We start from the raw sequence: 12,366 nt of genomic DNA on the forward strand, positions 1-12,366 counted from the left end.
CGCCCGAGGAGCGGCCCACGCCTCCGGCGCCCCCCGAAAATGATCCGGCGCGGCAGGAACCCGGCCCTTAGCGTGGCCGCATGACGAAGCTGCCGTACATCCTGCACATCACCGAACGCTCCCTGTGGAACGCGGCCCGCGAACGCGGTACCTACGAGGTGTCGACCCGCGGCCGCACCCTCCAGGAGGAGGGCTTCATCCACTTCTCCACCCGCGACCAGCTCCCGCGCATCGCCGCCTTCCTGTACGGCTCCTACGAAGGCCCCGACGACCTGGTCGTCCTGGTCGTCGACCCCGGCCGGCTCGGCGTGCCGGTGAAGTACGAGGCCATGGAACCGGGCGGCGAGGAGTTCCCCCACGTCTACGGGCCCGTGCCGGTCGACGCCGTGGTGGAGGTGGAGCCCTGGGGGTGACGCGTCCTACCCCGGCGCCCTACGCGGGCGGCAGCGCGCCCGTCCGCGGGTCCCGGCCGGTCAGGCAGTAGATCCCGCCCGCCGGATCGCGCATCACCGTCCAGTGAAGGCCGTCGGCGACGAAGGAGGCGCCCAGGCGCTCGTGACGTGCGCGGCTCGCCGGGATGTCCGCGCAGGCCATATCGAGGTGCGCGGAGGTGGGCCCTTCCTCGCCGAGCCGCTGGAGCAGGACGCGGACCGGCAGGCCCGGCGGCGGCCTCAGCACCCGGAACTCCGTGAGCGAGCCCGCCAGCAGGTCCCAGCCGGTCAGTTCCGCCCAGAAGGCGGCCTCGGCGTCGTACGCGGACGGCGGCACGTCCAGGCACACCTGGTCCAGCCTGCTGCCGGCGACCACCGGCGGCCCCACCGACTCCCCGTGCCACGGCACCGCGCAGAACGACTGCCCGGCGGGCGACCTCAGTACGGCCCACCCGTCGTGCTCCGCGACCACGCCCGCGCCGAGCTCCCGGGCCGACTTCACCAGTGCCGGCACGTCCTCGGCACAGAGATCGAGATGCGCGCCGCCGTCTCCCGCGCCGACGCCCTGGAGCTTCACACAGGGGTCGGTGTCGTCATCGGGCTCGAGTGTCACGAACTCGCCCCGCCTGCCCCGGGGTTCGGACAGGCGGGTCCCGGTGACGGCCGTCCAGAACTCCCGGGCGCGGTCCAGGCGCCCGGCCGGCCGGTCGACGAAGGCATACGTCCAGCGGATGTTCACGCGTCCGTCCGCTCGATGAACCGCAGCATGTTCCCGGCCGGATCGCGGAACGCGCAGTCGCGCATGCCGTACGGCTGGTCCGTCGGCTCCTGGAGCACCTCGCCGCCGGCCTCCTCGACCCGCGCGTACAGGGCGTCGCAGTCACGGGTGGTGAAGATGACCCCGCGCAGCATGCCCTTGGCGAGCAGTTCGGCCATCGCCTGCCGGTCGGCGGGCGAGGCGTCCGGGTTCATGCCGGGCGGCTCCAGCACGATCTCCACGTCCGGCTGGAGCGGCGAGCCGACGGTCACCCACCGCATCCCTTCGAAGCCGACGTCGTTGCGGACCTCCATGCCCAGGATGTCGACGTAGAAGTGGAGCGCCTTGTCGTGGTCGTCGACGGCGATGAAGCACTGCTTGAGTTTCAGGTCCATGTGCTCACGCTAGTTCGGGGCGGCGGGCCACGCTGCCTCAGCTCATGGCCCAGATGTAGGGGTCGTGTTCGGCGGGGGCGGGGGCGGGGGCGGGGGAGGGGTGGTGCGCGGGGGACTGGATGCCGGAGTAGGCGGCGAGGGCCCTGCGTACATCGGTTTCCGTGATGGACAAGGGCTCGTCCGACGCTGTGCCAGACCGCGCGGCCTGCAACCGGGCCAGCGCCGCGGCTTCGTCCAGCAAATCGATGGCGGCGCCGGGCAGCGACTGGTCGGGAACATGGCCGCGGGCCAGGACGGCGGCGGCCAGCAGGGCCTCGTCGCTGAGGGCGGCGTTGTGGTGAGCCTCCAGGCGCTTTCGGACCGTACGGAGGATCTCCCGCACGTCGTCTTCCGGCGGCTCCTCGACAGGCACTGGCTGGACGAACCGGTCGAGTCCGGGGTCCGGGTCCCGCCGCTCGTATTCCGCGCGGCCGCAGTCGCCGAAGACGAGGACGCCCGGGGCGTCGAGCAGCGGGCGGAACAGGGCGAGCGGACTGGTGGTGCCGTCGGGGAGGTGCAGGGCGGCGAGGGCGCCATTGAGGTAGAGGATGAGGTTCGGACTGTTACTGACCTCGTCCAGAAGTTCGGTGATCAGGGCGGCACCCTGGGCCCGGCGCTGTGAGTCAGCGAGGACGGAACCGAGGTCGAGGGCGCGGACGGTGCGGTTCCGTAGCGAGGTTGGCACGAGTCCCTCGGTGATTGTGTTTGCGACACCCGCGGCCACAGCCTCCTTTCCGACGCCCGGGGCGCCGATGAGGAGGGGGGTGTTGCGCTGATGGCGGCTGAGGATCTGGATCACTCGGCCGATCTCGTGGGAGCGGCCGACGACCGGGCCACTGTCGAGCGTCAGAACGCGGGTGACTGTGTCGAGAAGGCGGCGGGGTGCGGCCTGCGCGGACCTGGTCTCCGACTGGATGATCGACTGTCGCACACGACTGAGGTCCACCCCGTTCGCACGAAGGACCCTCACCGCAGTGCCGCCGTCCTGGGCGATCAGGGCGAGGAGGATGTGTATCGGCTCCACGCTTGCCTGGCCGAGCCGGTCGGCCTCGCTGGGCGCCTCTTGGACTACCGCTTTTGCCTCGGAACTGAAGGGAAGGTGTTTCGGAAGCTGGTCCTTGCCCAGACCGAGGGCACCCACCACTCCACCGCGAATCTGCGCGCTGGAGATACCAAGGAGATTCTCGATCTCCGAGCCGGTTCCTGATTCGCCGGCTGCTGCGATCAATCCCAGCAGGAGATGCCCCGTATCGATGACACTGTGCTTGAGTTCACGGGCTGCGCGGTCCCCGCAAACCACCACATGCTTCGTGTCATCGCTGAACCGTTCGAAATCAACCACTCCCCGCCACCTCTCCCTCGGCCTCCGCCAGGTCCCCCCGAGCCCTCCGCGTATGCGGATGCTCCGCCCCCAGCACCCGCTCCCGCTCCGCCACCAGTTGCCGCAGCAGAGCCACCGCCTCGTCCCGTGCGCCGGTCAGGGCGAGGTTGCGGGCCAGGATGTGCCGGGTGCGCAGGGTGTGCGGGTGCTCGGCGCCCAGCACGCGGCCCCGGTCGGCCAGCAGTACCCGCAGCATGCCGATGGCCTCCTCGCGGTGACCCGCCTCGCCGAGGTTGACGGCGAGGAACTGCCGGGTGCGCAGGGTGTCCTCGTGGTCGGGGCCGAGGAGCCGTAGCTGGTCGGCGAGCAGCTGCCGGAGCAGTCCGGCGGCCTCCACCGGGGTGCCGGCGCCGCCCAGGCTGTGCGCGTAGGACTGGCGGGTGCGCAGGGTGTCGGGGTCCTCGGGACCGAGGATCCTGATCTGTTCGTCGAGGATCTTCTGAAGCTGACCGGCCGCGCCCTTCCAGTCCCCGGCCTTGCCCTGCTCCACCGCGCCGACGTGACGTCTGCGCAGGTCGGGACCGGCGGTCGCGGCGAAGGCGCGGTTGATGCCCAGGGCGATCCGGTGCGCGGTCCCGGCGCCGCGGTTGAGCGGGGTGGGCAGGCCCTCGGCCTCCATGATCGCCCGCAGCCGCTGGTAGAGGTCGTCGACGGTGAGCAGCTCGGGCCCGCCGACCACACCATCGCGCAGCAGCCGCATGAACCGGCCGGAGAACGCGGTGTGGTCCTCCTCCGGCAGCGCGAGGGCGACCTGGTCGCGCTGCGCCGAGGTCAGCACATAGGTGCCGGCCACCTCGAGCTGCCCGATCCGCTCGGCCTCGCCGCCGGAGAGGGAGTCGGAGACGGCCCGGCCGGAGAAGCAGCAGTCGAGGACGACCACCTTGGTCTCGGCCGGGCTGTCGAGCACGGCGTCGCGCAGCTTGTCGTACTCGAGGGAGTTGAACTCCGGCGCCGCCCACTCGCTGTCGGGCAGCGCCAGGTACAGCTCGTGGCGTCGGCCGCTGACCAGCCCGTGCCCCGCGTAGTACACGAGGAGCAGGTCCTCCGCCTCGGCCACGGCGGCCCGCAGCCGCCCGCCGACGGTCCTGAGATCGCCCTCGTCGAGCAGCATCGTGCAGTGGCTGTCGGGGACCAGCCCGTAGTACTGGTCGGTGAAGAGGCCCGCCAGGTCGGTGATCGTGCGGTGCACGGCCGGGAGGTCGGGCAGAGCCGGGTCGGAGTAGTGGCCGGCGCCGATCAGCACGACCCGGGAGCGGTGGGGGTCGGGGAGGCGCACGTCAGTCCCGCACGCTCTGCTCCGGCCCCTCCTCGCGGGCCTGCCGCAGGAGTTGGGCCACGTCCTCGGTGTCGACCCGCTTGGCGTCGATCTCGACGACGCGCCCGCCGTCCAGCTCGACCTTCAGACGCACGTCGCTGCGGCGCGGCTGGGCGATCCAGGTGCGCAGGCAGGAGGCGAGCACGGTCAGCGGGCCGCCCGCCCCCAGCAGCACGGTCACTGTGTCCAGGGCTGTGCCCAGCTGTCCCGGCGCGGGTGCGCTTCCGGTCAGCCGGACCTTCCCGGCGAGCGCCGGTTCGCCTCTGAGCCAGTCGGTCAGCGACTCGGCGTCCTTGACCGGGTCCTGGCTCAGGACGGAGATGAGTGCGGTCGCCACGGCTCCCCCGTTTCCGCTCAATGACCTTGCAACGACCTTGATCGGCAAGGCTGTTGGGAAGAGACCAGTGTAAGCCGGGAGGGGTGGGTGAGGGGTGGGTGAGTGCCGGTCAGTAGGGGCGGCGCCGGGGCCGGGTGAAGGTGCGGGCCACGCAGGACGGGATCACCGCGGTCTCCTCGTGCGAGCGGGCCCGGTACGCGCTCGGGGTCTCGCCGACCAACTCGGTGAAGCGGGAACTGAACGAGCCCAGGGAGGTACAGCCCACGGCGAGGCAGACCTCGGTGACGCTGAGGTCACCGCGGCGCAGCAGGGCCTTGGCGCGTTCGACGCGGCGGGTCATGAGGTAGCTGTACGGCGTCTCCCCGAAGGCCTTGCGGAAGCTGCGCTGGAAGTGGCCGGGGGACATCAGGGCGGTGCGCGCGAGCTCGGCCATGTCGAGGGGCTCGGCGTACTCGCGGTTCATACGGTCGCGGGTCCGGCGCAGGCGGACGAGGTCTTCGCGCGTCACCCCGACAGGATGGCACGGCGGGTGCGCCTACGGTGCGCCTCACTTCGACGGACCCTTCGCCTCCAGTTAGCCGGGCGTTGGCCCGCGGTTGCTTCCCTCAAGGGATGGACCACATCACGTTCCTCGTGGCGGTCGTCATCGTCACGGCGCTGGCCTTCGACTTCACCAACGGATTCCACGACACGGCGAACGCTATGGCCACGTCCATCGCCACCGGCGCGCTCAAGCCGAGAACCGCGGTGCTGGTGTGCGGTGCCCTCAACGTGGTCGGCGCCTTCCTGTCCACGGAGGTCGCCAAGACGATCTCCGGCGGGATCGTGGACGACACCCTCGTCACCCCGGGGATGATCTTCGCGGGGCTGGTCGGGGCGATCCTGTGGAACCTGCTGACCTGGCTGGCCGGGTTGCCGTCGAGTTCCTCGCACGCGCTGTTCGGCGGGCTCATCGGGGCCGTCTGGGTCGGTGCGGGGTCGCACGGCGTGCACTTCGACAAGGTTGTCGAGAAGATACTGATCCCGGCCGTGGCTTCGCCGGTGGTGGCCGGCCTGGCGGCGCTGATCGCGACCTACCTCGCCTACAGGCTCACTCAGCGGGCCCGCAAGGACTCGGTCACCAAGGGCTTCCGGCTCGGGCAGATCGCCTCGGCCTCGCTGGTCTCCCTCGCGCACGGCACCAACGACGCGCAGAAGACCATGGGCGTCATCACGCTGACCCTGATCTCGGCGGGCGCGCTGGGCCATGACGCGGGACCGCCGGCGTGGGTGATCGCGTCGGCCGGGCTGGCCATCGGCCTGGGCACCTACATCGGCGGCTGGCGGATCATCCGGACGATGGGCAAGGGCCTCACCGAGATCCAGTCCCCGCAGGGCTTCGCTGCGGAGACGGCCTCCACGACCGTCATCCTCACCTCCGCCCACCTCGGCTTCGCCCTGTCCACCACCCAGGTCGCCTCCGGCAGCATCCTCGGCGCGGGCCTCGGCCGGCGCCTGGCGGAGGTCCGCTGGGGCGTCGCGGGCCGGATGGTGGTCGCCTGGCTGGTCACCCTGCCCGCCGCCGCACTGGTCGGAGGGCTCGCCGCGAGCGTGGTCACGCACGGCGGGAACCTCGGCACGGTCGTCGTCGCGCTGGTCGGCGTGGCCCTCGCCGCGGGCATCGTTGTCATCTCGCGCCGCAACCCGGTGGACGCCGGCAATGTCAACGACCACCACGAGGTCAACGTCCGCCCCACGGCACCGGCCCACGTCGGCACGGCCGCCTGACCCAGGAGACTCGAGATGCATCTGGACTGGAACGCACTCGGCCAGGTCACCGCGGTGAGCATCGGCGTCACCGTCGCGGTGGTCGTCGTGTTCGCCCTCGGCGTCCTGGGCCTCGCCCGCTTCGAGAGTGCCCGCGAGGAGGGCGGAGGCACGGAGGGCGGAGGCACGGAGGGCGGCGGCGCGCCGGCCCTCGGCATGGCCCAGGCCGGCCTGTGCTTCCTCGCCTGCGCGGCCGTGGTGGCGTACGGCATCTGGCTGATCGTGCCGCAGTTCCACTGAGACGGGAGCAAGGATGACGAGACGGGAGCAAGCATGACGACGCCGCCCCTGCTGACCGAGCCGGCCGACCTGAAGGTCGACTACACCGATCCCGACGACCCGGTACTCGTCCGCCCCGACGGCAGTCCGATCGACACCTGGCGCGAGAACTACCCGTACGCGGACCGGATGGAGCGCAAGGAGTACGACTGGCACAAGCGGCTCCAGCAGATCGAGTTGCTGAAGCTCCAGAGCTGGATCAAGGCAACCGGGCGCCGGCTGGTGATCGTCTTCGAGGGGCGGGACGCGGCCGGCAAGGGCGGCACCATCAAGCGCTTCACGGAGCACCTCAACCCGCGCGGCGCCCGGGTGGTGGCGCTGGAGAAGCCGACCGAGCGCGAGCGTGGGCAGTGGTACTTCCAGCGGTACGTGGAGCACCTGCCGACCGAGGGCGAGATCGTGATGTTCGACCGCTCCTGGTACAACCGGGCGGGTGTCGAGCGGGTCATGGGCTTCTGCACGGACGACGAGTACCGGCGCTTCATGCGCCAGGCGCCGCTGTTCGAGCGGATGCTGGTGGACGACGGCGTCGACCTGGTGAAGTTCTGGTTCTCGGTCTCCCAGAGCGAGCAGCGCACCCGCTTCACCATCCGACAGGTCGACCCCGTACGGCAGTGGAAGCTCAGCCCCATGGACCTGGCCTCGCTGGACCGCTGGGACGACTACACCGCCGCCAAGGTCGCCATGTTCCGCGAGACGGACACCGGGCACGCGCCCTGGACCGTGGTGAAGAGCAACGACAAGAAGCGCGCCCGGGTCGAGGCCATGCGCAGCGTCCTCGCCCGCTTCGACTACGCCGACAAGGACGAGGAGATCGTCGGCCGCCCCGACCCGCGCGTCGTGGGCGCCGCGGCGGGCCTCCTGGAGGCCGGGGAGGACGACGACGGCGACCGCTGAGGACGCCGAAGGGGCCCGGTCGACCGTCCGACCGGGCCCTGCCTCGTCCTCAGCGAGTCTCCGCCGCGGCTGCCTCGGGGGGCGCGAGAGCGGCCTGCATCGCCACCCCGTCCACGTAGTGCTTCTCCTTTACCGCACCGTCCTCGACCAGGACATGGTCCGCGAGATCGACGTCGACCGCCGCACCGGCCACGTCAACCCGGCATCGTGCGCCGACTCGCCGCTCTGGGACGGGAGTTGAGCGGCCCGCAGTACGGTGGAGCCGCGCGGGCCACACGCCTGCGTGAACGGCTCCAGCACACGGTCGTCCTCGCGGTCGAGCGGGCCCGCACGAGCCTGAGCCGTCGTCGCGGGTCCGCACCCATCCGTGGCCGGGCGAAAAGGACCGCACCCGGTCCGGGAGGCGCGCCGGGGTTGGCGCGGCCTGTGGACCGGGTGCGGACGGGGAGACGCTGCAACCGACGTAATCGCAGGTCAGAAGGCATGATGCGATATCAGGCCTTCTTGGTCTCCCAGAAGATCTTGTCGATCTGGGCGATGTAGTCCAGCGCCTTCTGGCCCGTCGCCGGGTCGGTGGAGCCCTTGGCGGCCGAGAGGGCCTTCAGGGTGTCGTTGACCAGCTGGTGCAGCTCCGGGTACTTCTCGAAGTGCGGGGGCTTGAAGTAGTCGCTCCAGAGCACGGAGACGTGGTGCTTGGCGAGCTCCGCGCGCTGCTCCTTGATGACGGTGGCGCGCGCCTGGAAGTGCGGGTCGTCGTTGGCGGCCATCTTCTCCTGGATGGCCTTCACCGACTCCGCCTCGATGCGGGCCTGGGCCGGGTCGTACACGCCGCAGGGCAGGTCGCAGTGCGCGCTGACCTTGACCTTGGGGGCAAACAGGCGGGAAAGCATGGAGCATTCCTTCCTCGTGATCGTCTTCTCAGGTGGGACATTACTCCCTGAGGGACGGGTTTTCGCGAGTGCCCCCTTGGGCTTAGGACAAAAGTCCGGGGTGAAACTGAGACTGGTGGAGGAACGGACCGGGGAGGTGCCGGGGATGCCGGAGCTGTCGCAGGAGACCGAACGGGGGAGGGCCGCTCCGCCCTTCGGGCTGGCCGAGGTGACCGGCCCGTCCATGGTGCCCACGCTGTACCACGGGGACCGGCTCGTGGTGCACTACGGCACCAGGATCAGGCCGGGGGACGTGGTCGTCCTGCGCCATCCCTTCCAGCAGGACCTGCTCGTCGTCAAGCGCGCGGTGGAGCTGCGCGAGGGCGGCTGGTGGGTGCTCGGGGACAACACGTTCGCGGGAGGGGACAGCACCGATTACGGGGTCGTGCCGGAGGACCTGGTGCTTGGACGGGTCCGGTTGCGGTTCCGGCCGCTCAAGGCCGGTCAGCGCTCGCCGCTGGCGGTGGCTCGCTGGGCGCTGTCGGCCGCGAGGCCGGTCTTCTCCGACCGGTCGGCCTCCAGGCGCTTGCGGGCGCGGTAGGCGGCCACGTTGGCGCGGGTCGCGCAGCGGTCCGAGCAGTAGCGCCGGGAGCGGTTGGTGGACGTGTCGAGGTAGGCGTTGCGGCAGGGTGCCGCCTCGCACAGGCCGAGGCGGTCGACGCCGTACTCCGTGAGGTGGAAGGCGAGGCCCATCGCGGCGATCGCCGCGTAGCCCGCGGTGGCGTTCGACGGGTGGTCGGTCAGGTGCATGTGCCACAGCGGGCGGCCGTCCTCGTCCCGGTAGTCGTGCCCGGAGATCTGCGGGCTCACCGGGAACTCCATGAGCAGGGAGTTCAGCAGGTCGACGGCCAGGGTCTCGTCGCCGGTGTCGGCCGCCTCGAAGACCGCGCGCAGCCGGGCGCGGACCGAGCGGAAGCGCGTGACGTCCGCGTCGGTGGTGCGGCGGGCCGCGGAGGAGTTGGCGCCGAAGAGATCGCGGACCGCGTCGACCGAGGTCAGGGTGTCCTTGCCGCGGACCGGTTCCTCGCTGTTGACGAGACGCACCGCGTAGTCCGAGTAATAGGCCAGTTCCACTTGTAGTCCTTACGGAGGCACTCTATGGTTTGGGATGCGGTCGGGTAATAGCCGGTCGTACTTCCAGGGTATTACGCGGGCGAGGGGAGACGGGGTTTCCATGACCACCAGTACCGGAACCGACTGGGCGGCCTGGCAGGAGAGCTGGGACCGCCAGCAGGAGTGGTACATGCCGGACCGCGAGGAACGCTTCCGCATCATGCTCGACATGGTCGAGGCGCTCGTCGGCACCGCGCCGCGCGTCCTCGACCTCGCCTGCGGCACCGGCAGCATCACGGCCCGGCTGCTCGCCCGGTTCCCCGGCGCCACCAGCGTCGGCGTCGACCTCGACCCGGCCCTCCTCGCCATCGCCGAGGGCACCTTCGCGGGCGACGAGCGGGTCACCCTTGTCACGGCCGACCTCAAGGACCCCGACTGGCCGGCGAAACTGCCGTACGACTCCTACGACGCCGTCCTGACCGCCACGGCCCTGCACTGGCTGCACAGCGAACCCCTCGCGGCCCTCTACGGTCAGGTCGCGGGACTCGTCCGCGACGGCGGTGTCTTCATGAACGCGGACCACATGATCGACGACACGACGCCCCGGATCAACGCGGCCGAGCGCGCCCAGCGCCACGCCCGCATGGATCAGGCCAGGGCCGCGGGCGCCCCGGACTGGTCCGAGTGGTGGCAGCTGGCGGCCCAGGACCCGGTCCTGGCGGGGCCGACGGCCCGTCGCTTCGAGATCTACGGCGAGCACGCCGACGGCGACATGCCGCCCGCCGCATGGCACTCACGTGTCCTGCGGGAGAAGGGCTTCGGCGAGGCCCGGGCGGTGTGGTGCTCGCCGTCGGACACCCTGCTGCTGGCGCTGAAGTGACCGTCCGGGCGGCCGGCGGGCGCTGAGCGACCCGCGCGCATGCCGAAGGGCGGTACGGACGATCCGTACCGCCCTTCTCTCAGCGGAGCGTCACAGCAGCTTGGAGCGGAGTGTCACAGCACCTTGGACAGGAAGGACTTCGTCCGCTCGTGCTGCGGGTTCGTCAGGACCTCGCGGGGGTGGCCGGACTCGACCACCACACCGTCGTCCATGAACACCAGGGAGTCCCCGACCTCGCGGGCGAAGCCCATCTCGTGCGTGACGACGATCATCGTCATGCCGTCCTCCGCGAGATCCCGCATCACGTCGAGCACCTCGCCGACCAGCTCGGGGTCGAGAGCCGAGGTCGGCTCGTCGAAGAGCATCAGCTTCGGCTGCATCGCCAGCGCCCGGGCGATGGCGACGCGCTGCTGCTGACCGCCGGAGAGCTGGGCCGGGTAGTGGCCCTTGCGGTCGCCGAGGCCCACCCGGTCGAGGAGCCGCTCCGCGCGCTCCCGGGCGACCGCCTTCGACTCGCGCTTGACCTGGACCGGCGCCTCCATGACGTTCTCCATCGCCGTCATGTGCGGGAAGAGGTTGAAGCGCTGGAACACCATGCCGATGTCCCTCCGCTGCGCCGCGACCTCCTTCTCCTTCAGCTCGTAGAGCTTGTCGCCCTTCTGCCGGTAGCCCACCAGGTCGCCGTCGACGTACAGCCGGCCGGCGCTGATCTTCTCCAGGTGGTTGATGCACCGCAGGAAGGTGGACTTGCCGGAACCGGACGGGCCGATCAGGCAGAACACCTCGCGCGGGTTCACCTCCAGGTCGATGCCCTTGAGGATGTGCGCCAGACCGAAGGACTTGTGCACACCCTCGGCCCTGACCATCGGCGCGCCGCTGCTCGGCGGCGTGATGTCCTTGCTGAGACCGGTCATCGGGCCACCTCCGGACGGCGGAACGAACCGAACATGCGGAGGTTCTTCTTCAGGCGCTGGAACGGGGTCGGCGGCAGGTTGCGCGTCGAACCACGGGCGTAGCGGCGTTCGATGTAGTACTGGACGATGCTGAAGATCGTGGTCAGGAACAGGTACCAGATACAGGCCACGAAGTACATCTCGACGACCGCCAGCGAGGCGCTGGAGACGTCATTGGCCTTCTTGATCAGCTCGGGGAGCTGGACCGCGTAGGCCAGCGACGAGGTCTTCAGCATGTTGATGAACTCGTTGCCGGTCGGCGGGATGATGACCCGCATGGCCTGCGGGAGGATCACCCGGCGCAGCGTCTGGCCCTGGGTCATGCCCAGCGCGTGCGAAGCCTCCGTCTGCCCCTCGTCGACCGACTGGATGCCGGCGCGGACGATCTCCGACATGTACGCGGCCTCGTTCAGGCCGAGACCCAGCAGGGCCGTGAGGACCGGCGTCATCACCTGGTTCATCTCGTCCTTGTAGAACCCCAGGTTCAGGACGGGGAAGACGAGCGAGATGTTGTACCAGAGCAGCAGTTGGACCAGGACCGGGGTGCCGCGGAAGAACCAGATGTAGAACCAGGCCACGGTGCTGGTGACCGGGTTCGACGACAGCCGCATCACGGCGAGGACCACGCCGAGGGCGACGCCGAGCACCATGGCGAGCACGGAGATGTACAGCGTGGTCCAGGCGCCGGACACGATCTCCGGATCGAAGACGTAGTCGGGGATGACGCTGTAGTTGATCTTCGCGTTGGAGAATGCGATCCCGATCATCGCCACGATGGCGATGACCGCGACGCCGGAGACCCAGCGGCCGTAGTGCCGCACCGGAATGGCCTTGATCTGCTCCGGCGGCAGCGACGGTGCCGGAACCTTGTCGACGATGTCAGTCACAATGACAGCCCTTCAGTGTTGCCCGAG

General features: G+C 70.3%; 17 protein-coding genes. 7 read left to right on the forward strand and 10 right to left on the reverse strand.

Annotated elements, in window-relative coordinates:
* Positions 1-80 precede the first annotated feature (80 nt).
* Entirely contained in the window at positions 81-413 is a 333-nt protein-coding gene (locus tag ACWGJM_RS24380) for a DUF952 domain-containing protein (RefSeq protein ID WP_453413798.1), read from the forward strand.
* 19 nt (positions 414-432) lie between these two features.
* Here the strand turns inward: ACWGJM_RS24380 and ACWGJM_RS24385 are convergent, their stop codons facing one another.
* The 6 genes from ACWGJM_RS24385 to ACWGJM_RS24410 all read right to left on the reverse strand — a co-directional run bounded on the left by ACWGJM_RS24385 (position 433) and on the right by ACWGJM_RS24410 (position 5,163).
* Entirely contained in the window at positions 433-1,170 is a 738-nt protein-coding gene (locus ACWGJM_RS24385) for a VOC family protein (protein ID WP_453413799.1), read from the reverse strand.
* Entirely contained in the window at positions 1,167-1,583 is a 417-nt protein-coding gene (locus ACWGJM_RS24390) for a VOC family protein (RefSeq protein ID WP_361809865.1), read from the reverse strand. Before ACWGJM_RS24390 ends, ACWGJM_RS24385 begins: the two co-directional genes overlap by 4 nt.
* Before the next feature lie 37 nt (positions 1,584-1,620).
* Entirely contained in the window at positions 1,621-2,964 is a 1,344-nt protein-coding gene (locus ACWGJM_RS24395) for a Clp protease N-terminal domain-containing protein (RefSeq protein WP_453413800.1), read from the reverse strand.
* Positions 2,957-4,279, reverse strand: a complete 1,323-nt coding sequence (locus tag ACWGJM_RS24400) for a caspase, EACC1-associated type (RefSeq protein ID WP_453413801.1) — start codon at positions 4,277-4,279, stop codon at positions 2,957-2,959. The genes ACWGJM_RS24395 and ACWGJM_RS24400 overlap by 8 nt, the downstream gene beginning before the upstream one ends.
* Before the next feature lies 1 nt (position 4,280).
* Entirely contained in the window at positions 4,281-4,655 is a 375-nt protein-coding gene (locus ACWGJM_RS24405; RefSeq protein WP_453413802.1) for an effector-associated constant component EACC1, read from the reverse strand.
* Positions 4,656-4,764: 109 nt separating this feature from the next.
* Positions 4,765-5,163, reverse strand: a complete 399-nt coding sequence (locus ACWGJM_RS24410) for a helix-turn-helix domain-containing protein (protein ID WP_453413803.1) — start codon at positions 5,161-5,163, stop codon at positions 4,765-4,767.
* A 104-nt stretch (positions 5,164-5,267) separates the two neighbouring features.
* Here ACWGJM_RS24410 and ACWGJM_RS24415 point away from each other — a divergent pair, with 104 nt between their 5' ends.
* From ACWGJM_RS24415 to ACWGJM_RS24430, 4 genes are all read left to right on the forward strand, one after another.
* Positions 5,268-6,422, forward strand: coding sequence for an anion permease (locus tag ACWGJM_RS24415; protein WP_453413804.1), 1,155 nt, complete (start codon positions 5,268-5,270; stop codon positions 6,420-6,422).
* Positions 6,423-6,437: 15 nt separating this feature from the next.
* A complete protein-coding gene (locus ACWGJM_RS24420) occupies positions 6,438-6,701 on the forward strand; it encodes a hypothetical protein (protein WP_453413805.1) in 264 nt (87 codons plus the stop codon).
* A gap of 33 nt (positions 6,702-6,734) precedes the next feature.
* Entirely contained in the window at positions 6,735-7,637 is a 903-nt protein-coding gene (gene ppk2 / locus ACWGJM_RS24425; RefSeq protein WP_453413806.1) for a polyphosphate kinase 2, read from the forward strand.
* Between the two features lie 118 nt (positions 7,638-7,755).
* The gene (locus tag ACWGJM_RS24430) at positions 7,756-7,878 is read left to right on the forward strand and encodes a hypothetical protein (protein WP_453413807.1); all 123 of its coding nucleotides are present in this window, start codon (positions 7,756-7,758) and stop codon (positions 7,876-7,878) included.
* Positions 7,879-8,131: 253 nt separating this feature from the next.
* Here the strand turns inward: ACWGJM_RS24430 and sodN are convergent, their stop codons facing one another.
* Complete coding sequence (gene sodN / locus ACWGJM_RS24435; RefSeq protein WP_388804633.1) at positions 8,132-8,527, reverse strand: superoxide dismutase, Ni; 396 nt, start codon at positions 8,525-8,527, stop codon at positions 8,132-8,134.
* Positions 8,528-8,672: 145 nt separating this feature from the next.
* Between sodN and sodX the strand changes: the two genes are divergently transcribed.
* Positions 8,673-9,107, forward strand: a complete 435-nt coding sequence (gene sodX, locus ACWGJM_RS24440) for a nickel-type superoxide dismutase maturation protease (protein ID WP_453413862.1) — start codon at positions 8,673-8,675, stop codon at positions 9,105-9,107.
* Here the strand turns inward: sodX and ACWGJM_RS24445 are convergent.
* Positions 9,011-9,640, reverse strand: coding sequence for a CGNR zinc finger domain-containing protein (locus tag ACWGJM_RS24445; RefSeq protein WP_453413808.1), 630 nt, complete (start codon positions 9,638-9,640; stop codon positions 9,011-9,013). The two genes, sodX and ACWGJM_RS24445, sit on opposite strands and share 97 nt — an antisense overlap.
* Positions 9,641-9,740: 100 nt before the next feature.
* On the opposite strand from ACWGJM_RS24445, the gene ACWGJM_RS24450 reads away from it, so the two are divergent.
* On the forward strand, positions 9,741-10,499 hold the full coding sequence (locus ACWGJM_RS24450) for a class I SAM-dependent methyltransferase (RefSeq protein WP_453413809.1): 759 nt from the start codon (positions 9,741-9,743) through the stop codon (positions 10,497-10,499).
* A 113-nt stretch (positions 10,500-10,612) separates the two neighbouring features.
* Here ACWGJM_RS24450 and ACWGJM_RS24455 read toward each other — a convergent pair whose 3' ends face one another.
* A complete protein-coding gene (locus ACWGJM_RS24455) occupies positions 10,613-11,413 on the reverse strand; it encodes an amino acid ABC transporter ATP-binding protein (RefSeq protein WP_453413810.1) in 801 nt (266 codons plus the stop codon).
* Entirely contained in the window at positions 11,410-12,339 is a 930-nt protein-coding gene (locus ACWGJM_RS24460) for an amino acid ABC transporter permease (protein WP_453413811.1), read from the reverse strand. Before ACWGJM_RS24460 ends, ACWGJM_RS24455 begins: the two co-directional genes overlap by 4 nt.
* Positions 12,340-12,366: the final 27 nt, after the last annotated feature.

Source organism: Streptomyces sp. NPDC054834 (assembly GCF_053611185.1).